The 25,784-nt window shown below is 39.3% G+C and carries 25 protein-coding genes; 8 read left to right on the plus strand and 17 right to left on the minus strand.

Annotation, left to right across the window (positions count from 1 at the left end; all coding sequences use genetic code 11):
• Positions 1-2: 2 nt before the first annotated feature.
• The 8 genes from tuf to AACV00_RS16060 form a co-directional block, all read right to left on the minus strand.
• Positions 3-1,187, minus strand: a complete 1,185-nt coding sequence (tuf, locus tag AACV00_RS16025) for an elongation factor Tu (protein ID WP_004249692.1) — start codon at positions 1,185-1,187, stop codon at positions 3-5.
• A gap of 67 nt (positions 1,188-1,254) precedes the next feature.
• The gene (gene fusA / locus AACV00_RS16030) at positions 1,255-3,369 is read right to left on the minus strand and encodes an elongation factor G (RefSeq protein WP_012368509.1); all 2,115 of its coding nucleotides are present in this window, start codon (positions 3,367-3,369) and stop codon (positions 1,255-1,257) included.
• 79 nt (positions 3,370-3,448) lie between these two features.
• Positions 3,449-3,919, minus strand: a complete 471-nt coding sequence (gene rpsG / locus AACV00_RS16035) for a 30S ribosomal protein S7 (RefSeq protein ID WP_004246897.1) — start codon at positions 3,917-3,919, stop codon at positions 3,449-3,451.
• A 99-nt stretch (positions 3,920-4,018) separates the two neighbouring features.
• A complete protein-coding gene (rpsL, locus tag AACV00_RS16040) occupies positions 4,019-4,393 on the minus strand; it encodes a 30S ribosomal protein S12 (protein ID WP_004246896.1) in 375 nt (124 codons plus the stop codon).
• Between the two features lie 127 nt (positions 4,394-4,520).
• Positions 4,521-4,814, minus strand: a complete 294-nt coding sequence (gene tusB / locus AACV00_RS16045) for a sulfurtransferase complex subunit TusB (protein ID WP_004246894.1) — start codon at positions 4,812-4,814, stop codon at positions 4,521-4,523.
• 30 nt (positions 4,815-4,844) lie between these two features.
• Positions 4,845-5,213 (minus strand): sulfurtransferase complex subunit TusC, encoded by a 369-nt coding sequence (tusC, locus tag AACV00_RS16050; protein WP_004249124.1) that lies wholly within the window; start codon positions 5,211-5,213, stop codon positions 4,845-4,847.
• On the minus strand, positions 5,213-5,605 hold the full coding sequence (tusD, locus tag AACV00_RS16055) for a sulfurtransferase complex subunit TusD (RefSeq protein ID WP_004246892.1): 393 nt from the start codon (positions 5,603-5,605) through the stop codon (positions 5,213-5,215). The genes tusC and tusD overlap by 1 nt, the downstream gene beginning before the upstream one ends.
• Before the next feature lie 9 nt (positions 5,606-5,614).
• On the minus strand, positions 5,615-6,319 hold the full coding sequence (locus AACV00_RS16060) for a helix-turn-helix transcriptional regulator (protein WP_004246891.1): 705 nt from the start codon (positions 6,317-6,319) through the stop codon (positions 5,615-5,617).
• A 618-nt stretch (positions 6,320-6,937) separates the two neighbouring features.
• Between AACV00_RS16060 and AACV00_RS16065 the strand changes: the two genes are divergently transcribed.
• Positions 6,938-7,819, plus strand: coding sequence for a DMT family transporter (locus AACV00_RS16065; protein ID WP_004246890.1), 882 nt, complete (start codon positions 6,938-6,940; stop codon positions 7,817-7,819).
• A 52-nt stretch (positions 7,820-7,871) separates the two neighbouring features.
• Here the strand turns inward: AACV00_RS16065 and fkpA are convergent, their stop codons facing one another.
• Positions 7,872-8,621 (minus strand): FKBP-type peptidyl-prolyl cis-trans isomerase, encoded by a 750-nt coding sequence (gene fkpA, locus AACV00_RS16070; protein WP_004246889.1) that lies wholly within the window; start codon positions 8,619-8,621, stop codon positions 7,872-7,874.
• A gap of 336 nt (positions 8,622-8,957) precedes the next feature.
• Here fkpA and AACV00_RS16075 point away from each other — a divergent pair, with 336 nt between their 5' ends.
• Positions 8,958-9,176: a SlyX family protein gene (locus AACV00_RS16075; RefSeq protein ID WP_004246888.1), complete on the plus strand. Its 219-nt coding sequence runs from the start codon at positions 8,958-8,960 to the stop codon at positions 9,174-9,176.
• 71 nt (positions 9,177-9,247) lie between these two features.
• On the opposite strand, the gene slyD is transcribed toward AACV00_RS16075, so the two are convergent.
• The 4 genes from slyD to kefG form a co-directional block, all read right to left on the minus strand.
• Positions 9,248-9,883 carry a peptidylprolyl isomerase gene (gene slyD, locus AACV00_RS16080; protein WP_004246887.1) on the minus strand — a complete coding sequence of 212 codons (636 nt, stop codon included), beginning with the start codon at positions 9,881-9,883 and terminating at the stop codon, positions 9,248-9,250.
• Positions 9,884-9,972: 89 nt separating this feature from the next.
• Positions 9,973-10,176: a YheV family putative zinc ribbon protein gene (locus tag AACV00_RS16085; protein ID WP_004246886.1), complete on the minus strand. Its 204-nt coding sequence runs from the start codon at positions 10,174-10,176 to the stop codon at positions 9,973-9,975.
• Between the two features lie 4 nt (positions 10,177-10,180).
• Entirely contained in the window at positions 10,181-12,043 is a 1,863-nt protein-coding gene (gene kefB, locus AACV00_RS16090) for a glutathione-regulated potassium-efflux system protein KefB (protein ID WP_104459607.1), read from the minus strand.
• Positions 12,033-12,593 carry a glutathione-regulated potassium-efflux system ancillary protein KefG gene (gene kefG / locus AACV00_RS16095; RefSeq protein ID WP_004246884.1) on the minus strand — a complete coding sequence of 187 codons (561 nt, stop codon included), beginning with the start codon at positions 12,591-12,593 and terminating at the stop codon, positions 12,033-12,035. Before kefG ends, kefB begins: the two co-directional genes overlap by 11 nt.
• Before the next feature lie 121 nt (positions 12,594-12,714).
• Here kefG and AACV00_RS16100 point away from each other — a divergent pair, with 121 nt between their 5' ends.
• The 3 genes from AACV00_RS16100 to AACV00_RS16110 all read left to right on the plus strand — a co-directional run bounded on the left by AACV00_RS16100 (position 12,715) and on the right by AACV00_RS16110 (position 18,847).
• Entirely contained in the window at positions 12,715-14,646 is a 1,932-nt protein-coding gene (locus tag AACV00_RS16100) for an ABC transporter ATP-binding protein (protein ID WP_049219533.1), read from the plus strand.
• A gap of 326 nt (positions 14,647-14,972) precedes the next feature.
• On the plus strand, positions 14,973-16,664 hold the full coding sequence (locus AACV00_RS16105) for a methyl-accepting chemotaxis protein (protein ID WP_004249116.1): 1,692 nt from the start codon (positions 14,973-14,975) through the stop codon (positions 16,662-16,664).
• A 455-nt stretch (positions 16,665-17,119) separates the two neighbouring features.
• Entirely contained in the window at positions 17,120-18,847 is a 1,728-nt protein-coding gene (locus AACV00_RS16110; RefSeq protein WP_004250079.1) for a methyl-accepting chemotaxis protein, read from the plus strand.
• A 106-nt stretch (positions 18,848-18,953) separates the two neighbouring features.
• On the opposite strand, the gene AACV00_RS16115 is transcribed toward AACV00_RS16110, so the two are convergent.
• The 3 genes from AACV00_RS16115 to AACV00_RS16125 form a co-directional block, all read right to left on the minus strand.
• Positions 18,954-20,498 carry a methyl-accepting chemotaxis protein gene (locus AACV00_RS16115; RefSeq protein WP_049210065.1) on the minus strand — a complete coding sequence of 515 codons (1,545 nt, stop codon included), beginning with the start codon at positions 20,496-20,498 and terminating at the stop codon, positions 18,954-18,956.
• Between the two features lie 148 nt (positions 20,499-20,646).
• Positions 20,647-21,507 carry an SIS domain-containing protein gene (locus tag AACV00_RS16120; protein WP_004246879.1) on the minus strand — a complete coding sequence of 287 codons (861 nt, stop codon included), beginning with the start codon at positions 21,505-21,507 and terminating at the stop codon, positions 20,647-20,649.
• A 712-nt stretch (positions 21,508-22,219) separates the two neighbouring features.
• Positions 22,220-22,825, minus strand: coding sequence for a LysE family translocator (locus AACV00_RS16125; RefSeq protein ID WP_004249109.1), 606 nt, complete (start codon positions 22,823-22,825; stop codon positions 22,220-22,222).
• 99 nt (positions 22,826-22,924) lie between these two features.
• Between AACV00_RS16125 and AACV00_RS16130 the strand changes: the two genes are divergently transcribed.
• From AACV00_RS16130 to AACV00_RS16140, 3 genes are all read left to right on the plus strand, one after another.
• Complete coding sequence (locus tag AACV00_RS16130; protein ID WP_004246877.1) at positions 22,925-23,905, plus strand: hydrolase; 981 nt, start codon at positions 22,925-22,927, stop codon at positions 23,903-23,905.
• A complete protein-coding gene (locus AACV00_RS16135) occupies positions 23,902-24,123 on the plus strand; it encodes a YheU family protein (RefSeq protein WP_004246876.1) in 222 nt (73 codons plus the stop codon). Before AACV00_RS16130 ends, AACV00_RS16135 begins: the two co-directional genes overlap by 4 nt.
• 73 nt (positions 24,124-24,196) lie before the next feature.
• Entirely contained in the window at positions 24,197-25,066 is an 870-nt protein-coding gene (locus tag AACV00_RS16140) for a phosphoribulokinase (RefSeq protein ID WP_004246875.1), read from the plus strand.
• Between the two features lie 88 nt (positions 25,067-25,154).
• On the opposite strand, the gene AACV00_RS16145 is transcribed toward AACV00_RS16140, so the two are convergent.
• On the minus strand, positions 25,155-25,562 hold the full coding sequence (locus AACV00_RS16145; protein WP_004246873.1) for an OsmC family protein: 408 nt from the start codon (positions 25,560-25,562) through the stop codon (positions 25,155-25,157).
• Positions 25,563-25,784 lie beyond the last annotated feature (222 nt).

Raw genomic sequence — 25,784 nt, forward strand, 5'->3', positions numbered from 1 at the left:
AATTAACCTAATACTTTAGCAACAACACCCGCACCTACTGTACGGCCACCTTCACGGATTGCGAAGCGTAAACCTTCGTCCATTGCGATTGGGTGGATCAGTTCAACGATCATGTTCACGTTGTCGCCTGGCATTACCATTTCTACGCCTTCTGGTAATTCGATAGTACCAGTTACGTCAGTTGTACGGAAGTAGAACTGTGGACGGTAGCCTTTGAAGAATGGAGTGTGACGACCACCTTCATCTTTGCTCAGAATATAAACTTCTGATTCAAATTTGTTGTGTGGGTTGATTGAACCTGGTTTCGCCAGTACTTGTCCACGTTCGATTTCTTCACGTTTTGTACCACGCAGCAGAACACCTACGTTCTCACCTGCACGACCTTCGTCAAGTAATTTACGGAACATTTCAACGCCAGTACAAGTTGTTTTTGCGGTTTCTTTGATACCAACAATCTCAACTTCATCACCTACTTTGATGATACCACGCTCTACACGACCAGTAACTACTGTACCACGGCCTGAGATTGAGAATACATCTTCGATTGGTAACAGGAATGGTTTGTCAATTGCACGCTCTGGCTCTGGGATATAAGAATCCAGTGCTTCTGCTAATTCAACAATTTTTGCTTCCCACTCTGCTTCGCCTTCCAGTGCTTTCAGCGCTGAACCACGGATTACTGGAGTGTCATCACCTGGGAAATCGTATTGAGACAGAAGTTCACGAACTTCCATTTCAACTAATTCTAACAGCTCTTCATCATCTACCATGTCACATTTGTTCAGGAATACGATGATGTAAGGAACACCAACCTGACGACCTAACAGGATGTGCTCACGAGTTTGTGGCATTGGACCATCAGTTGCTGCTACTACCAGAATAGCTCCGTCCATTTGCGCAGCACCAGTGATCATGTTTTTAACATAGTCGGCGTGACCTGGGCAGTCTACGTGTGCGTAGTGGCGAGTTGGAGTATCGTATTCTACGTGTGAAGTAGAGATGGTGATACCACGCGCTTTTTCTTCTGGCGCATTATCGATTTGGTCGAATGCACGAGCAGCACCACCGTAAGTTTTAGCTAAAACTGTAGTGATTGCAGCAGTCAGAGTTGTTTTACCATGGTCAACGTGGCCGATAGTACCAACGTTAACGTGCGGTTTTGAACGTTCAAATTTTTCTTTAGACACGACTATATTCCTTAATATCGCTCCCTCTCACAGAGGGAGCGTAAACTAAATTGAACTCGAAAGGATCTTATTTCGCTTTACGAGCTTCGATAATAGCCTGAGCGACGTTGCTAGGCGCTTCGTTGTACTTCAAGAACTCCATTGAGTATGAAGCACGACCCTGAGTTTGTGAACGCAGGTCAGTTGCATAACCGAACATTTCAGCCAGTGGTACTTGTGCACGAATGATCTTACCAGTAGGTAGATCGTCCATACCTTCAACCATACCACGACGACGGTTTAAGTCACCGATAACGTCGCCCATGTAATCTTCTGGCGTTTCAATCTCAACTTTCATGATTGGCTCTAACAGAATCGGTTTTGCTTTCATGAAACCTTCTTTAAAGGCCATAGATGCAGCAATTTTAAACGCGATCTCTGAGGAGTCAACATCATGGTAAGAACCGAAGTGCAGACGAGCTTTGATATCAACAACAGGGTAACCGGCTAAAGGACCTGATTTCAGCTGTTCTTGGATACCTTTGTCAACAGCTGGGATGAATTCTTTAGGAATTACACCACCAACGATATCGTTGACAAACACATAGTTCTCTTCACCACCTGATGGTAATGGGCTAAGGTCAATAACAACATGACCATACTGACCACGACCACCAGATTGTTTAGCGTGTTTACCTTCAACGTCAGTAATTTCTTCGCGAATTGTTTCACGGTAAGCAACTTGTGGTTTACCTACGTTCGCTTCAACTTTAAACTCACGACGCATACGGTCAACTAACACGTCTAAGTGTAGCTCACCCATACCTGCGATGATAGTCTGTCCAGACTCTTCATCACTAGATACACGGAAAGATGGATCTTCTTGAGCCAGACGGTTCAGAGCGATACCCATTTTTTCTTGGTCAGCTTTAGTCTTAGGTTCGATAGCAACAGAGATTACTGGCTCTGGGAATTCCATACGTTCTAAGATGATTGGTGCATCAATTGCACACAGTGTATCACCTGTAGTAACGTCTTTCAGACCGATAGCAGCAGCGATGTCACCTGCACGAACTTCTTTAATTTCTTCACGTTTGTTAGCATGCATCTGAACGATACGGCCAAAACGTTCTTTTTTGTCTTTAACTGGGTTCAGAACTGTGTCACCAGAGTTTACAACACCGGAATAAACACGGAAGAACGTTAAGTTACCAACAAATGGGTCAGTTGCGATTTTAAATGCCAGTGCAGAGAATGGCTCTTCATCGCTTGAATGACGTTCTGCTGGAGTATCTTTACCATCTGGTAAAATACCTTTAATTGCAGGTACATCTGTTGGTGCTGGCAGATATTCAATAACTGCATCCAGCATCGCCTGAACACCTTTGTTCTTAAATGCAGAACCACAGGTAACCAGGATAATTTCGTTATCTAGAACGCGTTTACGCAGCGCAGATTTAATTTCTGCTTCTGACAGTTCTTCACCGCCCAGATATTTGTCCATCAGATCTTCTGATGCTTCAGCTGCAGATTCGATCAGGTTGTTGTGCCACTCTTCTGCTAGATCTTGTAAATCAGCAGGAATGTCTTCGTATTCGAAGGTGACGCCTTGATCTTCTTCATTCCAGCGAATCGCTTTCATTTTGATCAGGTCAACAACACCAGTGAAATCTTCTTCAGCGCCTACTGGGATTTGCAGTGGAACTGGGTTTGCAGCTAAACGTGTTTTGATTTGTTCAACTACACGTAAGAAGTTTGCACCCATACGGTCCATTTTGTTAACGAACGCGATACGTGGTACATGATATTTGTTAGCCTGGCGCCATACTGTTTCTGACTGAGGCTGAACACCACCAACTGCACAGTAAACCATAACCGCGCCATCAAGAACACGCATAGAACGTTCTACTTCGATAGTGAAGTCAACGTGTCCCGGGGTGTCGATGATGTTTACACGGTGAGGCTCAAACTGTTTAGCCATACCAGACCAGAATGCAGTAGTTGCAGCGGATGTGATAGTGATACCACGTTCCTGCTCTTGCTCCATCCAGTCCATTGTTGCTGAACCTTCGTGAGTTTCACCAATTTTATGGTTTACACCGGTATAAAACAGAATACGTTCACTTGTAGTGGTTTTACCGGCGTCGATGTGCGCACTAATACCGATATTACGATAGCGTGCTATGGGGGTTTGACGAGCCATTTTTTCCTCTCTCGTGGGCGTTCAATTCAGGTAAAGGACAGCATAGCTGTCCTGAAAAGAGTTGCGACTACTTCGCGGATTACCAGCGGTAGTGTGCGAACGCCTTGTTTGCATCTGCCATACGGTGAACGTCTTCACGTTTCTTAACAGCAGCGCCTTTGTTTTCAGCCGCATCAGATAATTCATTTGCCAGGCGAAGAGCCATGGATTTATCACCGCGTTTACGAGCAGCTTCAACAATCCAACGCATTGCTAATGCATTACGACGAACTGGGCGTACTTCAACTGGAACTTGGTAAGTTGAACCACCAACACGGCGGGATTTAACTTCCACAGTAGGACGTACGTTATCTAATGCGATTTCGAACGCTTCCAGTTCAGTTTTGCCTGAACGCTGAGCCAGGGTCTCTAGCGCATTATAAACAATAGATTCTGCAGTAGATTTTTTACCGTCTACCATCAGAATGTTAACAAATTTGGCCAGTAGTTCTGATCCGAACTTAGGATCTGGCAGAATTTTACGTTGACCAATTACACGACGACGTGGCATGGAAATACTCCGTTTAAAATTCAGGGTTGTCCAAAACTCGATGAGTTTATTTTGACATTAATTGTGAAAAAATGTTTGGCCTTACTTAACGGAGAACCATTAAGCCTTTGGCTTCTTCACACCGTACTTAGAGCGACCTTGTTTACGGTCTTTAACACCGGAACAGTCCAGCGCGCCGCGAACAGTGTGGTAACGCACACCTGGTAAGTCTTTAACACGACCACCACGGATAAGGATTACGGAGTGCTCCTGCAAGTTGTGGCCTTCACCACCGATGTAGGAAGAAACTTCGAAACCGTTAGTCAAACGAACACGGCATACTTTACGCAGTGCTGAGTTTGGTTTTTTAGGAGTGGTAGTATATACACGAGTACATACGCCACGTTTTTGCGGGCAAGCTTCCAGAGCTGGAACGTTGCTTTTAACAACTTTCGAGCTACGAGATTTGCGCACCAGCTGATTAATAGTTGCCATTTAAAAAAAGCTCCTGGTTTTTGCTTCGTAAACACGGATTTGAACTCTGTCTTGTCGACAAGACAAAACATGAGGACGCAGAATTTTATTGCTGACGAGCTCATGTGTCAAGAATTATACAGCAATTCTACGCGCCCCAGTGAATTTGTTGGGGGTGTTTTACCGTTAAATCGACAAAATCACCATAATTGATAAGTTTAATCTGATGAGAAACCTGATCTTTTAGGCCTCGCGCGAGAACATCATCAATTAATGCATAAACAGAAATTTGCTGAGCCAGACAATAAATTAATAAAGGATTATCTTCAAGAACGGCTAGTACACCATCTTGGATTAATAAAACTTCATCATGCTTTGTCAATAAAGACAAAAATGCGTCCAAATCACTTTGGTAAATAGAGACGGAGTAAGTATACAACATAACCGTTCATCCTTCTTGACTAACTCATCATTAAAAACGTAATACCACGTCATAGTGACTCAGTTTCTGAGCAATCTCTTGAGCTGTTATAACCTTGGCGTCAAGAATAAACATTGTTTGTGACGATAAACCACGATGAGCTAGATCTTCTTGTGATATATAGACGTTTGTCACATCATACAAGGGGAGGACTTTAAATGTAGCTGCATGATGACGAGAAAGAACGCCTTCAGGCTGTTGATTTTCCAGTAATTGGAACACGCCATCAGAAAGAAAAAAAACACCTATATTTTCGGTTAAGGCGGAAGTTGCTAATAGCGCATCTAAACCTTCACGCCCAGCACTATTACCATGAGGTGCCTGAGTAAAGATAAACGCCACAGAATTCATTTTCTTCATTAAAACTGCACCACACGATCACAAGTTAACATCGCTTGAGCGAGGGCTCCTAAGCCACTTAGCTCAAACTTTGTTGCCATATTGCTGCTCAGTAACCCCTGCTCTTTAGCTTGTTGCTCATCAACAACACCACGCCGTAATGCTGCAGCAACACAAACCTGCAAAGGGATATTGTAGCGTGAAGCTAATGCTATCCAGGCTTTTGGCAAGTCAAATTCATCACTTGCGGGTGAGACCAATTGATTAGCATTGGACACACCTTCACGATAAAAAAATACTTGTGCGATGTGATGACCTTTTTCAAGTAACGCTTTAGCAAATAAATAAGCGCTAGAAGCTTGTTCCGTGCCATAATGTGGCCCAGTCACCAGCAAGCAATATGTCAGATTCATCGTATTACTCTACTCTCCATTTTTAAATTGGCGGATATAGAGATACACAGTATGTTTAGAAATATTCAGTCTATCAGCAACTTGATTTATCGCGTCTTTGATATCAAAGATCCCTTTCTCATAAAGATTTAACACCACTTGTTTATTTTTCGCATTATTAGCCACTTCACGATCGTTATTCACTTCTTCAATCGTAAATTCAAGTGTTTGTGCCACGAGATCATCGACAGAAGAAGCAAAATTCACATCAGAAGCCACTTCATGAGTTTCTTCAGGAATAAAGGTTTTAATAATCTCAGAGAATGGGACATCAAGGTTCATATTAATACATAATAAACCAATAACACGGCGCTCACGATTACGAATAGCGATCGTAATTGATTTCATCAAAGCGCCACTTTTTGCACGGGTAAAATAAGCTTTTGAAAAACTTGAATCTTCATCTGTAATATCATGCAACATTTGTAATGCTAAATCGGTAATAGGTGAACCAATCTTACGGCCTGTATGTTCCCCATTCGCAATTTTAACCGCTGAACATTTCAAATCTTCCAGAGAGTGCAATACGATTTCGCAGTGATGACCAATTAACATGGCTAAACCATCTACTGCAGCCTCATATGACTTTAAAATTTCGTGATCAGTTTGAGTAAAAGGTCGGCTATCTAATTTTTCAAACTCGTTGCTGTCACCATAGAATAACGGGCTAGACATTTGATTATATAATCCTTAAAGGCTTTAATTATGATAATGACTTGAGGTCTTATTATTTATAATGATTCATCTTCATGAATCAATTCAATATTAAAATTTAAATATAAAGTCCTGTACAATCTTGACGTTAAATCGTCAAGGGATCTACGTCAAGAGTCTTAGAATAAGAGCTTTGTCATAGGTCACAGCTTTGCTTTATTTTCTTTCTATTTTTACATTACTCACGCATTTCTCTTGAGAGAATTACCCTATTTCGGGGATCAAGAAAAAGATCAATGAAGCTAAGCACACCAGTTATATTTAAATATTATGCTATTTTAAGAAGTTGTTAACCCTATTAATATGCTAATTATCTAAAAATTTTAACAAATATCATAAAATATCGATCCGCTGGTGAAACCGACTATATCTACATTTTCTCTCGCTTATTTTATGCAAAAGTTGCTAGAGAAACAGTTTACCTTTAGCACTGTTATGCACTTCTATAATTTATCTGGCTAGAATATATTCATTACTATATGTATGTAGAGAGATTATTACTATTGATTCTCCTATCAGAATGACATAACCGTTATCTCGATATTACTGCTGTTTCTACACACTTTTACAGGTTTACTTATGTTTTTAGGTCAATATTGGGCAAAGTTTGCCCCTACTACGCTTTTTGTTCTACTTTGGAGTAGTGGTGCTATTTTTTCTCGTTGGGGTTTAGATAATGGCAGTTCATTTGCCATTTTGACTTGGCGTTTTGTTATTGCATTACTGTTTCTTACCCTACTTTGTCTCCAACGTCGCCAATTTCTTCCCCCTAAAGGAAGCCGTTTAAAAACAGCATGGGTTGGATTGCTCATTATCGGTGGTTACTCTATTTGTTACTTGTTAGCGCTCGCTAACAGTATTACACCAGGGATGCTCGCCACTATTATGGGTATTCAGCCGATCCTCACTTTATGGATCATTGAACGACACTTTACTGCGAGTCGGTTATTAGGACTATTTATTGCTTTGATAGGATTAGTATTAGTGGTTGCGCAGAGTTTATTTAATACTTCACTCTCATTAACAGGAATGATTTATGCACTCATTGCACTCCTCTGTATGAGCTTTGGCGCAATTTCCCAAAAGAAATTACAATTAGCGCCTATGGAGGCATTGCCGATACAATATGTGGTTAGTTTAACGCTATGCTTATTATTTATTCCATTTCAACCTATGCAGCAATCTTGGGATATTGGTTTTATTGTTCCCGTACTTTGGCTAGCAATTATTATTTCTGTCGTGGCACAATTACTACTCTACCGACTGTTAACTGCAGGTAATCTGGTTAATGTGACTAGCTTATTCTATTTAGTACCGGGAGTAACTGCGTTAATGGATTATATCTTCTTAGGCAATAAAATGTCTTGGCTTAGCTTAGCGGGGATGGGCGCCATTATTATTGGTCTTATTTTTGTATTTAAAAAGTCTAACTCGATGATTGTTGAAGAAAAAATAAAATAAACAAACAAAAATGCTGGAATAGTACTCCAGCATTTTTTCATTAAGCAACTGATTATTTGTCGCTTTCAACACTCAGCAATTCAACTTCAAAGACTAATGTTGAGTTAGCTGGAATGCCACTCGTTGCACGTTGACCGTAACCTAATTCAGGTGGAATAACTAACTTAATTTTTCCGCCTTCTTTAATGTATTTCATACCTTCAGTCCAACCTGGGATAACACTTTTCAGGCTAATAGTTAAAGGCTCTTTACGATCATAAGAACTATCAAATTGTTTACCGTCAATCAGCATACCTTTATAGTTCACAGTAACGCGATCGGCATCTGTTGGTGTTTTACCTTTACCTGGATTTTCAACTAAATACAGTAGGCCTGATTTAGTTTTAACAACACCTTTTTCAGCCGCAAATTCTGTACGGAATTTATCACCAGCAGCTTTATTCTCTGCAGCTTCTTTTTCCATTTTCGCCGTTGCAACCGTACGTACTTGATCTTCAAAAGCTGCCAGCGTTAATTCAATTTCTGCATCTGATAATTTAGATTTATTATTAAAGGCATCTTGAACACCGGCTAATAATTGTTTTGAATCTAAATTAATACCGATATTTTTTTGTTCTGTTAATGCAGCTTCCATATAGCGACCCATTGACGCGCCTAAAGCATATGCATTCTGCTCATCCTGAGTTTTAAACGCGCTATTTAATGTTGGTACTTTAGCTGTCTCTTCTGCCAGTGCATGAGGTGCACTAAATGCAAATGCTAAACTTGTTGCCAACAACGTCGTTTTTAATAAAGATTTCATCCCGTTCTCCAGTTTATGTTAGTGAGTCACTACGCGTTGCAAACGATCATCTTAAATCTTAGCAAATACGTTTTGCATCACTTCTTTCTGTCGTTGCGGAGTAGATCTCATCCGCGGGTAACAATTTTATATGAATTAAAAATATTTGCCGACACCCACAACCGTTAATGTTAGGATTTTCGTCAGCACAGCGTGTTACCACATTAACAAAATAGTCTTTTAACTCAAACCAGATTTATGTCTTACTGTGTATATATCAGTAAATAATATTAAATTTTACTCAGTAATTCACTATATTAGTCATTATATGACATCACATAACAAGGAGAAAAAACCATGGACATTAAGGAAATAGAAGAGTTACTTATTCAATTAGAGAGTAAAATTGCTTTCCAAGATGCCACCATCGAAGAGTTAAATCAGGTGGTCACACAACAACAAATTGAAATTAGTCGTTTTAAAGAGGCCTTAAAAATCGTCACCGAACGATTGAAGTCATCCCAATCGTCAATGCTCGCTCGCCCTGAAGATGAGACCCCACCACCTCATTATTAACTTCAAGTGAGACTGTAGGCAAGAACAAAAAAGGAGCGTTATCACGCTCCTTTTTCAATGGTTTCACAAGATTAATGTTGGCAACCACAACCGCCATGACCGTGGCCGTGACCACCTTTTCCATGACCGCCACCACAACATCCACCTTCTTCACCGTGATCGTGATCATGACCATGACCACCACCACAGCATCCGCCTTCTTCACCGTGGCCATGTCCGCCACAACACTCATGACCTTCATCTTCACCATGAACATGACCATGAGCTAATTCTTCTTCCGTGGCTTCACGGATAGCAACGATTTCTACATGAAACTTCAGGTTTTGACCCGCTAACATGTGGTTACCATCAACGATAACTTCGTCACCCTCAATACCGGTAATTTCTACTGGTACTGGGCCTTGATCTGTATCAGCTAAGAAGCGCATACCCACTTCTAACTCATCAACACCAACAAAAACATCTTTCGGTACACGTTGAACTAAGTTTTCATCGTATTGGCCATATGCGTCATCAGAAGCGACTTCAACGTCGAACTTCTCACCAACTTCACGACCCGTTAATGCATTTTCTAAACCACTGATTAAAGAACCACGGCCATGTAGATAGTCTAGCGGTGCACTCACCGGGGACTCATCAACTAAAACACCGTCTTCTGTTCTTACTTGATAAGCCAGACTAACTACCAAGTCGTTTGCTACTTTCATGACATCTCCTACATACCCGTGGGCAAAATTTTCCCGATTGTAACGAAAAATAAATCGTCTGTATCGGGTTATATCAAAAAAACCTACAATTATTGTGGTGTAAAGATCCCGATGACCTGTTCATTTTCACGCACAAGTGCACTAACCTCACCGTCTGTTTGCCTTTGCTGATGACCACATTGAGCGCATTCCACAATATCCACTTTATCTTCTCGCCACATTTTGAGTGTATCTTGGGCTTGACAGTGGGGACATACTGCGCCAGCAATAAAACGCTTACGGGTTGCAGACATGGGGTCAGTTCTCCTGTTTATCAATGGGTCTTTTTTCTCTATTTACTTGAGGGATAGCATCAGTTAACGATTCGTCCCAAATATCAGGCTGGTGGTGCTCTTGTCTCATCTCTTCATTAAACAGCTCTTCTAATTCACGACGAGCCTCTTTAACACGTGAAACATTCGAGACTTCTTCAGGTGATTCGTCCACCAACTTTCTTAATAACTGCATATCTAGACGACGAAAATGCTGTTGTGCACGATAGGCCTGATGTGGGTGCATACCAAGTTCAATTAAAGTTTTACGTCCTAGCTCTAAAGCACTCGAGAAGGTTTCTCGACTAAACTCTGTCACCCCTGCTTTTAACAGCTCATGTGCTTCAACACGTCCTCTTGCTCTGGCAATAATTTGTAATTGAGGAAAATGGCGCTGACATAAATGGACAATTTCCATTGTCGCCTCAGGCTCATTACTGGTGATCACAATGGCTTTCGCGTGTTCAGCCCCCGCAGCACGTAATAAATTCAAGTCTGTCGCATCGCCATAATAAACTTTATAACCATATTTACGCATGGTACTTAAACTACCAACGTCATGCTCTAATACGGTCACATTGACTTTATTTGCCATAAGTAGGCGCCCGACTACCTGCCCCATACGACCAAAGCCCACCAGGATCACTTCTGGATGGTTATTTTCAACAAAAGGCTCTTCGTCTATCTTTGCATCATTATAACGGCGCGATAACACGGCGTCTGTCATTTGCATCACAAGTGGCGTAGTCATCATTGAAAGCGTTACGACAGCCAAAAGCAATGCCATCTGTTCACTATTTAATACCCCCATCGCCATAGAGGTAGAAAAGACGACAAAAGCAAATTCACCGCCTTGGCTTAATACGGCTGAAAATTGTAAACGTGTCGAAAAACGTAATCTCGCTAACCAAGCGATACCATAAAGTACCAACCCTTTAATCAAGACTAAAATAACAACGCCCAGTAACACTTGTGGTAAATAACGCCACAATATACCTATATCGAGGGACATACCGACGGAGATAAAAAACAACCCTAGCAATAAGCCTTTAAAAGGTTCAATCGAGATTTCTAATTCATGACGATATTCAGAGTCAGCTAATAATACCCCTGCAATAAAAGTTCCCATCGCCATGGAAAAGCCAATCATTTCCATAAAGAGTGCTGACCCTAATACCACTAATAGCGCACCGGCGGTAAAAACTTCTCTCACACCCGATTTAACAATTAAGCGAAATAGTGGGCGCAATAAATAGCGGCCACAAATTAATAATGCAGCGAATGAGACTATTTTTAGGCCAATACGATACCAATCACTACTGGCTGTTTCGCCAGCAAGTAAAGGGATCACCGCAAGAATAGGAATAACGGCCATATCTTGAAAGAGTAAAACCGCAAAACCCAACTGCCCTCCTTCGTTATGATTCATTCCTTTTTCATTCATCAATTGTAAAGCCATCGCAGTTGATGACATGGCGATACCTAGGCCACCAATCAATGCCGCTTGCCACGAAAAAGAAGTTAAGAGTAAAAGTAGCCCTGTGATAATAGATGCAGTAAAGACAACCTGCATGGCGCCGACACCAAATATTGCTCGCCGTAACTCCCAAAGCTTAGCTGGATTTAACTCCAGCCCAATCAGGAACATTAAAAAAACAACCCCTAGTTCAGAAAAGTGTAAGATGTAATCAACATCTTTAAATAACCCTAATCCCCAAGGGCCAATCGCAATACCAGCAATTAAATAGCCTAATACCGCACCAATTTTTAAGCGTTGTGCAATGGGGACCATAATCACGGCAGCACATAAGAAAAACAGCACGGCTTTTATCATCCAATTACCTTCCATCCGCGTGTTCCCCCTCTAACGGTGCTTGTAACCATTGGCGATAAGCATCACTAATATGCCCTAGTGTTGTTTTGGACTGTTGCCTTGCGGAGTAAATAATCATCGGCGATAACCAGCGCATACCACACATTTCCGCCATTAACTCGATAGGACGCAATAATTCAGATAGTGTGTAGTGATTTTTACCATTATGTTGATAAGCATGTTCAGGCTCACCAGTAGTCACCACACAACGGAATGTTTTTCCTTTAAGTTGAGCTCGTCCAACTTTATTAGCAAAAGGACGCGTGAGCACTCTATCTTGCCACTCTTTTAATAGCGCAGGACAACTATAAGTTTGTAATGGAAACTGAAATACAATGACTTGATGTTGACACAATAGTGCTTGCTCACGGTGAATATCGATAAAAAAATCAGGGTAAGTGGCATATAAATCATGAATTGTTATATTTTCCAGATCCCTCACCGCACGCAACAACGCTTTATTGGCGATAGATTGACGCGGCTCGGGATGGACATACACCAGTAAAACATTTGATGCGTTTGACATCATTCCTCCTTACAAAACGTGTCAGAAACCTTTTTTTCCGTTACCATGCACGCATTGTGACCAACTGTTACGAACAACTTACTCTATATATTAATTTACATACTCTTAATAGACGACATTTATGATTGTTTTTTCTTCTTTGCAAATTCGCCGCGGTGTCAGGGTATTACTTGATAATGCCAGCGCAACGATTAATCCAGGACAAAAGATTGGTCTTGTGGGTAAAAATGGCTGTGGCAAAACCACACTGCTCTCTTTATTAAAAGGAGATCTACAAGCTGAAGCGGGTAATGTGACGTTTCCTAGCACTTGGTCAATGGCATGGGTAAATCAAGAGACACCCGCTTTAGACGTTCCTGCCATTGATTATGTTATTGATGGTGATAGAGAATACCGCGAATTGGAGCGTCGTCTACAACAGGCGAACGACAATAACGATGGTCATGCTATTGCCCTGATCCACGGCCAACTCGATGCTATTAATGCGTGGACTATCCAATCACGTGCAGCCACATTACTTAATGGTTTGGGATTCAGCCAACAACAACTCACTGAGCCCGTAAAATCATTTTCTGGTGGTTGGCGAATGCGCTTAAACTTAGCACAGGCACTAATTTGTCGTTCTGATCTATTACTACTTGATGAACCGACTAACCACTTAGATTTAGATGCGGTAATTTGGCTAGAAAAATGGCTAAAAAGTTATAATGGTACGTTGATTTTAATTTCCCACGACCGAGATTTTCTTGATCCGATTGTGGATAAAATCTTACATATTGAACAAGAGAAAATATTTGAATATTCAGGTAACTACTCTTCGTTTGAAATGCAACGTGCAACAAAATTGGCACAACAACAAGCACTCTTTGAAAATCAGCAAGCAAAAATTGCCCATTTACAAAGTTTTATTGACCGCTTTAAGGCGAAAGCGACTAAAGCCAAACAGGCACAAAGCCGTGTCAAAATGCTTGAACGTATGGAGCGAGTGGCACCCGCGCACTCAGATAACCCGTTCCAGTTTAGTTTTCGCCAACCAGAAAGCTTACCAAACCCGCTTCTGTCTATGGAAAAAGTCAGTGCCGGTTACGGTGATAAGATTATCCTTAATAACATCAAACTTAACTTAATTCCCGGCTCACGGATTGGTCTCTTAGGTCGTAATGGTGCAGGTAAATCTACATTAATTAAGCTGTTAGCTGGAGAATTAGCACCACTACAAGGAAAGGTTGCCCTTTCCAAAGGGATCAAATTAGGTTATTTCGCACAGCATCAGCTGGAATATTTACGTGCCGATGAATCTGCATTACAACATTTAACCCGTTTAGCGCCACAAGAGACTGAGCAAAAATTACGTGATTATCTAGGGGGGTTTGGTTTCCATGGTGATAAAGTCACTGATGCATGTGGACAATTTTCTGGTGGTGAAAAAGCACGTTTAGTTTTATCGCTACTGGTTTGGCAACGCCCAAATTTACTACTAATGGATGAACCAACCAACCACCTTGATTTAGATATGCGACAAGCATTAACACAAGCGCTAATTAGCTTTGAAGGTGCTATTGTTGTGGTATCCCATGATAGGCATTTATTACGCTCAACCACAGACGATTTATATCTCGTCCATGATGGTCAAGTAGAGCCATTCGAAGGCGATCTTGATGATTATCAGCAGTGGTTAGTTGATCAAAATCGCCAAGAGACTCAAGCTAATAAAACGCAACCCGATCAAGAAACAACAAACGCCTCGAACTTAACGGCTCAAGATAAAAAAGAGCAAAAGCGTAAAGAGGCGGAGTTTAGACAACAAACTCAACCTTTGCGCAAAAAACTCACCACATTAGAAAGTAAAATGGATAAGCTTAGCCAAGAGCTGACCGCCATCGAAACTGAGCTTTCTGATAGTCAAATTTATGAAGCGAAGAACAAGGCGACACTTACCGATTGCTTAAACCGTCAAAGTATTGCCAAATCGGCTTTAGAAGAAGTTGAGATGGCGTGGATGGAATTACAAGAAAAACTAGAAGAGATGACCAACGCTTTTGAGTCTCAATAACTATTTTTCATTAATGTCTAAAAAGGAACTATTAAAATAATATAGTTCCTTTTCATTAAAATACATTTAAAAAATTTATATAACTCATTTAACTTAATGCCTTTATTTCCTGTCACAGTAGCACGTTTTACACAAAATTATATCCTCACCTTGTACGCAATTATCCAATTTAAATAGTTATCTATCATTTATTTACCCATTATTTGTATTAAGTAAGGGAAATACTCATTTTCTAGCTAAAGTTTTTAATCTACCAGCCGAATTAATCATTCTGCTAAGTGGAGCTCCCACTGGCGAAGAAAAAGGCCAAGCTAATAGGTAGGGTTATGTTAAAACGAATTAAAATCTCTCAAGGTTTAATGTGTGTCCTGACTCTGTTTTGTATTATTCAGGTAATATCTGGAGTACAAAGCATTCACGATGCCTACCAAACTCAAAACAAATTAAAACAAATCTCATACAGTTTCGACCAGTTACGCACTATGGATAACACCTACGCGGCGTTAAATACTTTACGTACTGATATTATTGCGCAGGCGTTTAGTTATATTGCTAATCCACAGGTGGAAGATGCCAATATTACTACATTCATACAAACGATGGATGCACGTAAGGCGGAGGTGGATACGTTGATGAATGAATATGTCGAACTATCTGCACAAACTGGATTTGATCAGCAACGCATGGCAGAGATCAAACAACTTTATCAAAAAAGTCGTTATGACTTAGATCTTCTTGTGCAATATTTAAATGAACGTAATACCAATGCAATTCGTTTGATCTTAAAAAGTCCAGCCAACGATAACTTCACTAATTCATTATATGAAGCAACAGATTTCATTACTGATGACGTTGTTAATCCGTCAGTGATTGAAGCAGAAGATAACTATCACGAGATGCTATGGATAGCCTCCCTATTCATGGGCATATTCCTGATATTTACGACATTAGTGCTCTTTTGGATCCGTAAACATATTATTGTACGCATTAACCAAATGATTGAATATCAAGAGGCGATTGCTAGTGGAGATTTAATTAGTCGCATTGACCATGATATTACAGGCCGCAATGAAATAGACCAACTTATGTTGGGTTTACAACAAATGCGAGCGCGCTTAAAAGAAATGGTTAGCGCTATCCGTAACAGTAGTACAACGATTTATAGTGGTGTTCAAGAAATTGCCGCAGGTAATAACGATTTATCAAGTCGTACCGAAGAACAAGCCAGTGCTTTAGAAGAAACGGCTTCCAGTATGGAACAGCTTACCGCAACAGTCAGAAATAATACCGAAAGCGCACGTGAAGTCACTCAGTTAGTCATGAGCACAGCAGATATTGCCGTTCAAGGTGGTGAGCATAGCAATAAGATGGTGATGACCATGACAGACATTGCCGATCGTTCGCAAAAAATTGGTGAGATCACCGCAGTGATTGATGATATCGCTTTTCAAACCAATATATTAGCACTCAATGCCGCAGTAGAAGCAGCCAGAGCCGGTGAGCAAGGACGCGGTTTTTCTGTGGTAGCCAGTGAGGTGCGTAATTTGGCGCAACGTAGTGCGGAGGCGGCAAAAGAGATAAAAGAACTCATTGAATCAACTATTTTACGAGTAAAACAGGGTAATGATCTTGTTGAACAAGTCAGCTTATCTATGGGAGAGATCGTCACATCAGTTAACCATGTATCAGGCTCGATGAAAGAGATTTTAGCAGCATCAGAAGAGCAAACTCGTGGCATTGCTCAGATTAGCCTTGCAGTTAATGAAATGGATAAAGCGACACAACAAAATGCCGCGATGGTGGAACAATCTACAGCTGCTTCAGCAACACTAAGTGAACAAGCCTCAATGTTAGATATGATTGTAAATACCTTCAAGGTAGAACAAGTCGCGGTTACATCACCACGATCACCAACATTCTCGGCTAAGCCAGCTGAACCGGAAATAACAAAAACAGCAACGACATCCACAATAAAATCCCATCATCATGAAGCCGATGACAATTGGGAAAGTTTTTAAGCTAAATAACCTACAATAATATTAACCTGCGACAAAGTTTAAATAACACGTTACATCTGTATTAAAGACCTCTACCGTTAATACCTTCAATCAAATAAGATTGGAGGTATTTCTTAAAATCAATTATAAATTTTCCCATTTTATATAGGTTATAAAAGTCAGACAGCACTTTGCTTGCTGATACTTTTCTTTCTCATCAATCATTAGAAACTTTTAATTACTAATAATTCGCCTTGCTAATAAATCATTTTTTTTCCCTAGCACCTTACACCAATCATTAGAAAATTTTAGTTATTAGCGGTTAATTAAAGCGAAAAAAAGCAAAATAAGTCGTTTTCAGTCACAAAATAGATAAAAAAAGTAAAGTTTTCAATTATTAAGCCGAATAAATTTAACTGATGTATGTTTGTCGTTCCTTGCTCTTTATCCTACAAATTAATGAAATAGGTAAGGCTATGCTTAAACGAATAAAAATATCTAGTGGCTTAATGTTTATTTTGATCTTGTTTTGTGCCATTCAGTTGTTTTCTGGTGCTACAGGCATTCGTGATGCTTATTTAACTAATAAGCGAATTTCACAGTTAGCCGATGGTTTTGAACAGATAAAAACCATGGATTATGGTTATGCCGCATTAAATAAATTACGTGAAGATATGCTTAATGTAATGTTTGATGCTCATCTCACCCCAGATCTTGCTGAAAGCAAAATTACAGATTTCCTCTCCTCTTACCCTCAACGAAAAAAAGAAGTCTCTAGCATTATTACCCAATATTTTACCTCCGCTGAAAATGCCGATTTTGATCGCGAAAAAGTGGCGAAAATGAAAAAACTATTTCAGCGTGTCATTTACGATCTTGACCAGCTCGTTTCATGTTTAGAAATACGAGATTATTACGGTTTCCAATCGCTTTATGCTCACAATACGAATGAGCGGTTCACACAATCACTTTATGAGGCAACGGATCATCTTAGTGATAATGTCGTCAACCACGCGATAGAAGCCGCACAGGGTAATTACCAACGCGCGTTGATCTTCGCGTTTATTTTTATGTCGGTATTTATCTTATTTACGGTGTTTGTCATGTTGTGGATACGCCACCATATCGTGTTACGTATTAAACAAGTCATTGATTATATGTCAGATATCTCACAAGGGAATTTACTTGAAAATAGCACCATAAAAGCCAAAGGTAATAATGAGATAGACCAACTTATTAATGGAATACAGTATATGCGGTCTGAATTATCACTGATAGTCAATGCTATTCGCGGAACAAGTCATCATATTTATAATGGTGTACAAGAGCTCAGTGCTGGTAATAATGATCTATCTAGTCGTACTCAAGAGCAAGCGAGTGCTTTAGAAGAAACCGCTTCTAGTATGGAGCAACTAACCGCCACAGTAAAAAATAATACTGAAAGTGCTCGTGAAGTATCACACCTTATCAATCAAACCTCTAATATTGCCAGTAAAGGGGGGGATGTTACCCATAGAATGGTAAAAACCATGAACGATATTGCACAAAGCTCTCAAAAGATTGGCGAGATCACAACGGTTATCAACAGCATTGCTTTTCAAACCAATATATTATCACTCAATGCTGCGGTAGAAGCGGCCAGAGCAGGAGAGCAAGGACGTGGTTTTTCTGTTGTTGCCACAGAAGTAAGAGAATTGGCGCAACGTAGTGCAGAGGCGGCAAAAGAGATCAAAGAGCTTATTGATGCGTCGATTAACCGCGTCAAACAAGGTAATCAACTGGTTGAACAAGTCAGTACTTCAATGGATGAGATCCTCACATCAGTTAAACATGTTGAAAGCTCAATGACTGAGATCCTATCTGCATCAGAAGAACAAACGCGAGGCATTTCTCAAGTCTCTTTAGCCGTCACTGAAATGGATAAAGCGACACAACAAAATGCCGCAATGGTGGAGCAATCTTCTGCTGTAGCAAGTTTACTAACCGAAAAGGCGGGTGATCTTGAGCAAATTGTTGAGCAATTTAAAACAGCGGAAAGTCTATTTTCGAAGAATAGCACATTAGCAAAACCCGTTGAGAAATCAGCAAATATTGGGTTATCGCTCATAAAAGAAAATCAACAAGACTCAAGAATAAAAGAGCCAAAAAACCATAAACAATCGACATTCAAAGAAGATGAAGATGATGATTGGACAAGTTTTTAACAAGTGCTAATCTATTTATATGTATATCAACACCTCATAAAAATGAGGTGTTTTATATTATCTGTAAGATCTCTACCTATTTTCTCTCTTCTACTTTTCTTATTATTTAGTGAAATACATGAATGGCTTTTACTAAATAATTCGTTTGTTCTTTCATTTCTCCGGAAATTAACGACGCTTTAGAGACATAATCTGCATTTTCATGTGTTATTGATTCTAACTGCTCTACAGCTCGACCGAGCTCTTTTAATCCTGCACTTTGTTCTGATGATGCAAGGCTGATTTCACCAATAAGACTCGTGACATTTTTTACATGAACCACAATATTTTCCATTGTTTCCACCGTCTCATTTACTTGCTTTGAGCCAATCTTAATATTGTTACTTGATGTATTAATCAATGCTTTGATCTCTTTTGCCGCCTCTGCACTGCGTTGCGCTAAATTACGCACCTCACTGGCTACCACAGAGAAACCGCGTCCTTGCTCTCCTGCTCTGGCGGCTTCCACCGAAGCGTTTAATGCCAATATGTTGGTTTGAAATGCAATACTGTCAATGACACCAATAATATTACTGATACGCTCAGAACTTTTCGCAATATCGTCCATCGTATGCACAATAGTATCCATTGCTGTTCCGCCTTGTATTGCTGCCTTGCAAGTCATATTAGATAAATTATTAGCCTGCCCTGCCGTTTCACTATTATTACTCACCGCTGTGGTTAATTGATTCATGGTTGACGCAGTAGTCTCAACATGACTTGCAGTTTGTTCAGTCCTCGTATAGAGATCACGATTCCCCGCTGCTAATTGATCACAAGAAAAAGCAACTTGATGGATTTGATGACTGACATCGTTCACAAGCCAACGAAACATCCGCCCTAATTGGTTTACAGAACGTTGAGTCATACCAATTTCATCAATACGATCAAGATAATCAACGTTGTGTTCATCACCTGTAGCCACCCGATTAGCATGTTTATTAAGGATCATAATCGGCTTCACTACTTGAAAATAAAAAATTCGCTCATTGGCTATCAATAGTGAAAGTAAGATAGCGGTATGAATGAATAAACCCCAACCATTTAAACCAGCAAACCAAACACTTAATAATATAAAAGGAAATGGTAATAAGAGAAGTAAGCGTACACGCTGCTTTAGTGCGAGTGTTTGTTTCCATGAGCGCCAACTTTCCCAGCCCTTATAAATGAATGCCCCCTTAGAAAAAGTGTGAGAGGGATATTTACCTTGGTTAAAAGCGGCATACAGTGCTGCGGCTTGTTCTACTTCTTCTTTTTTTGCCGCCGTCCTCACTGACATAAAACTTTGAATTTTACCTTGACGAATAATAGGGGTGACATTAGCCCTTACCCAATAATGATCGCCATTTTTGCGCCTATTTTTAACTATTCCCGTCCAAACCTCCCCCTGCTTTAATGTTTTCCACATGTCTCTAAATACATCAGCAGGAATATCTGGATGTCTGACAATATTATGGGGTTGCCCCATTAACTCTTGTGCTGAAAAACCACTGACTTCAACAAAATCCTCATTAGCATAAATAATATTGCCATTAACATCGGTTGTTGACATCAGTGTTGCGTTTTCAGCTACCGGATATTCTCGCTGTGTCACCGGTTGATTGTTACGCATTAGTTACTCTCCTCGTCATTGAAATGAGATATCTCAATAAAAAAACACGTGCTAAATAACTAACGTTTCGGCTACAAAGAGAATAACTTTAGAAATAAGTGTAAATATTAACTTTTAAATATTAAAAATTTGAATCAGTTCAAATAAATTAATCATCCAGACTATTAATTAGTGCTTGAGAGCTTAATACTAAAGCCTTCGCATTTTCATCACGCTTCTTTAATAATGCCATAAAGATAAGATCGGTAATGGTGTTTTGTGCAGTGCGAGAAGAAATAGCAGCACTACGCCACTCACCTTCATCAGCAATAGTTTCTAATATATAATCGGCCATCAGACCTAGTGGTGAATGTTTTTCTCCTGTGATCGCTATAATTTTAGCACCTTGTTTTTTAGCCACAGATGCAGCGACCAGCATATCTTTTCTTTTGCCACTGTAAGAGATCACAATTTGTAAATCCCGAGGGCTTAACATCTGAGCAACAGAAATTTGTACATGGTGATCAGTTTCAATTAAAGTCGTAATACCTATTTTCTGTAATTTATAACTTAAATCTCTGGCAACTAAACCTGATCCACCAATACCTATAATTTGTACCCGAGAGGCGTCATCAATCTGTTGGATCACTTGTTCAAACTGGTGATAATTAATTTGACGTGTGGTATCCCGAATTGAATTATTTTTTTCTTGTGCTAATTTCTGCGCAATAACAACCAGGCTATCCTCTGAATCTATTTGGTTATGTAATATGCTGGAGTTTTTTTCTGAATTAGCATTTTTTCGCCCTAAATCTTCACTGATAGCCAGCTTTAAAGAAGGAAATCCTTTAAATCCTATCTTTTGACTAAATTTCACTATTGCTGATTGGCTGACTCCCATAATTTCGGCTAATTGCTGTGATGATAAAGTCACGATTTTTTCAGGGTGTTCTAAAATATAATCCGCTATTTTACGTTGATTTGTCGCCATCCCTGGTTTTATCCACGCTATCTTCGTTAATGTAGGCATAATGACATAATCCACTTAAATTATACTATTTTTATAATGATTTAATTATTAACAAATTTAATTGTATTAAATAATTAATTATTGATGGTAAAGTGAATAAAAAACATCATCTACTCAATAGAAAATGTTAATAATATTAACAATACCTTTATAATAATTCTGTTTATGATTTTATCTAAAATTTTACGTATAAGCACATCTATTTTTAAACGAATTATAAATAATGCTTAAATTTTTTTTAGTTTTTTGAAATAATTTATTCCTTAATATCACTGCAGATAAAATTCCATTAAATATCAATATATAGCATAATAAAAATTTTTTATCCCATTGATAAATAATCATAAAATTAATGTTAATAAAAATAAACAACCAATAAACACTCAACAACTATGGTCAATCAAACGGAATAAATAATTCCTTGTCACAGCTACGATTAAAATTAAAGATAAAATAATCAAGAAATACACAAAACAACACTTTAATCATACTTAATATTATTAATAGATAATCATCAACAACGGTAATAAATAATTATGTGTAATGTGTGATTAAATAACATATTTGGGTATAATAATAATCGTAGAAAATGACTCAACATAGCTAAATTAGCTAATTAAACGCAATACAACAAAACAAGAGACTAACTAAACTAAAAAAAATATTATTTACAACAATAAAAAGAAATTAAATCATTTATTTTAGTCTATATTTATTCAATCCAAATCAATGGAATACACATGGCGGTTAATATCCCCATTATAATATTAAATAAGAACCATGCTCGTCTGCTTTGTAAAAAACGACTGATAAATGTTCCACCCAAAATCCATACCATACCGGCGATAAAATTAACCAACAACATCACAACACTAATCACACCAATCGATCCCAAATAACCATCACCGGCTAAACTAAAACTTCCTACGGCGCCTAGCCCCATCATCCAAGCTTTTGGATTTAAAAATTGCAATAATCCACCTTGAAACGCCGTCACTGTTTGGGGCACTTTACTTGAAATATCTAATCGTTGATAAGAAGCGGTTGCTGTTTTCCAAGCTAACCAACAAAGATAAATGCTACCAATAATCTTTAAACCGATATGCAATGCGGGATAAATAATCAATAATGTCGCAATACCAAACGCAGAGCTAAGTAATACACATTGCATTCCGACGATAATGCCTGCCATCAACGTTAAAGAGCGTTTTAAACCAACATGAGCCCCCGAAGAGGTTAATAGTAAATTATTAGGTCCGGGCGTAATGGCTGCAATAAAAAGGAAAACGCTCAACGAAACAACTAGGCTATTTGTCATAGTGAAATGCTCAAAGATGTGACAGATGTTTTATTTTCACCGAAAATAGCAGTATGTTATTTAGCAAACAAGCATTAATTCATTTTAATAAACGGAACTATGTCTCAATATTTTGATCCAATACCTTGGGCTAAGAATCCCCATTTACAGACACTTTTGCCTCGAATAGTGCGAAGAACGCCACTATTAACGCCTTATTGGCAACGGCTTAATTTGCCTGATAATGATTTTGTCGACTTAGCATGGAGTGAAGAACCCAAAACAGCGCAACATAAGCCCCGTTTGGTTATCTTTCATGGTTTGGAAGGTAACTTTAATAGCCCTTATGTTCACGGCATGCTAGCCGCGGCGAAAGCGCGAGGATGGCTAGGTGTTGTCATGCATTTTCGAGGCTGCAGTGGCGAACCCAATCGGCAAAAACGTATTTATCATTCTGGTGAAACAGAAGATGCCCGCTATTTTCTGAATTGGTTAAAAGAGCAATTTGGCGAACAACCAACCGCAGCAGTAGGTTACTCTTTAGGAGGCAATATGCTGGCCTATTATCTTGCCGAAAGTGGTGAAAATGCGGTATTAGATGCCGCTGTTATTGTGTCAGCACCTTTGATGTTAGAACCTTGCTCAACCAAAATAGAGCGAGGATTTTCGCGCTTCTATCAATGGTATTTACTGAAAGGGTTAAAACGCAATGCGACTCGCAAATTGATCCGCTATCCCCAGTCGTTACCTATTAGTCTATTAACCATTAAATCCATTAAAAAGTTACGTCAATTTGATGATCTGATCACGGCAAAAATTCACGGTTTCAAAGACGCCCTTGATTATTATCGTCAATGTAGCGCTCTCCCTTTACTCAATCAGATCAAAAAAAATACACTTATCATTCACGCCAAAGACGATCCCTTTATGTCTACAGAAGTGATACCTGATATCACAACATTACCTAAAAATATTGAATACCAATTAACAGAATTTGGTGGGCATGTAGGTTTTGTTAGTGGAAAACTCTCTAAGCCTGTAATGTGGCTTGAAAAACGTATCCCCGACTGGCTATCGACCTATTTGGAGAAAGTAAAATGATCATCCCTTGGCAAGAACTATCAACCGAAACGCTAGATAACTTGATTGAAAGTTTCGTTTTACGAGAAGGGACTGATTATGGTATGCAAGAGAAAACGCTTGAACAGAAAGTTGCCGACGTAAAAAAACAACTCGTTTCGGGTGAGGCCGTGTTAGTGTGGTCTGAGCTTCATGAAAGCGTCAACATTATGCCAGCTGCACAGTTTCGCCCTGATTGATCTTACCTAAGTTGGCACTATCACATCACATTTAACAATAAGGTATAGCCCTTATTTTGAAAAGGAACATGATATGTCAATCAAACACCCTATTATTGCTGTTACTGGTTCAAGTGGTGCAGGTACTACTACAACCAGCCAAGCTTTTCGTAAAATATTTCAGCAACTCAACGCCCATGCAGCCTCTATTGAAGGGGATAGTTTTCACCGTTATACACGCCCTGAAATGGATATGGCCATTAGAAAAGCGAAAGAGCAAGGACGGCATATCAGCTATTTTGGCCCTGAAGCCAATGACTTTAATTTATTAAGTTCAACCCTAAGTCACTATAGCCAAACAGGGCAAGGGCAATTTCGCAAATACCTTCATTCTTATGATGAAGCAACCCCTTATAACCAATTACCTGGGACATTTACGCCTTGGGAAGCATTGCCAGAAAAAACAGATATTTTATTTTATGAGGGATTGCATGGTGGTGTCGTTACCGATCAACATAATGTCGCTCAACACGTTGACCTATTAGTCGGTGTTGTGCCTATTGTTAACCTTGAATGGATACAAAAATTAATTAGAGACACCACAGAGCGCGGGCACTCTCAAGAAGCGGTGAGAGATTCTGTGGTACGTTCGATGGATGATTATATCAGTTACATCATTCCACAGTTTTCTCGCACTCATATCAATTTCCAACGCGTTCCTACGGTGGATACCTCTAATCCCTTCTCAGCTAAAGCTATTCCAACACTGGATGAAAGTTTTATTGTTATTCGCTTTCGTGGCTTAACGGATATCGATTTCCCCTATCTATTGGCGATGTTGCATGGTTCATTTATGTCGACTATCAATACTATTGTTGTTCCAGGAGGGAAATTAGGCTTAGCGATGGAATTAATCATGGCACCACTGGTGAAGAAATTATTGAATGGTGAAAAAATTAGCTAAAATAGATATGTTATTTTTGACGAAAATAATATCCCCGTATTTTAGGGATATTATTTTATATATTAAAATTTATTTTAAAATATCAAATTTATTCAGGATCTTTAATTTCAAAAGAGTGCGTAATATTGGCCGCTTTTCCTAACATTAAAGAAACAGAGCAATATTTTTCTGCTGATAATTGTACAGCTCGCTCAACAATTTTATCTGTCAACGCTTTGCCGGAAACAATGAAATGTAAATTAATATCAGTAAATAAACGAGGTGCCTCTTCACGACGTTTTGATGTTAATTTCACTTCACAATCAGTGACTTGGTGGCGACCTTTACGTAAGATACTCACCACATCAATAGCACTACAACCACCCGCAGCAATTAATACCATTTCCATTGGACTAGGCGCTTTATCACCTGAATTACCATCCATCATAACTTGATGGCCAGAAGATGATTCGCCAACAAAAGATAAATCTTCAACCCATTTAACACGTGCTTCCATTTTATTTTTCCCCTAAATACAACTAAGACTAAAAGAGTACATTCTCATAATTCAACTAGCAATTAGCAAATAGGTTTATTATGCTGACTGCGTAAAACGAGACTTAATGCGTTAACTGTGTTAAAAACAATATCTGCTTGATGATAGTGGTTAAGATCAATGCATTATTTTCTCATTTATTATAATCTATTCCTTATTAACTTTCCGAATTCTCAGGAAGTT

This window comes from Proteus sp. G3927 (assembly GCF_963894685.1).
Classification (GTDB): Bacteria; Pseudomonadota; Gammaproteobacteria; order Enterobacterales; family Enterobacteriaceae; genus Proteus; species Proteus mirabilis.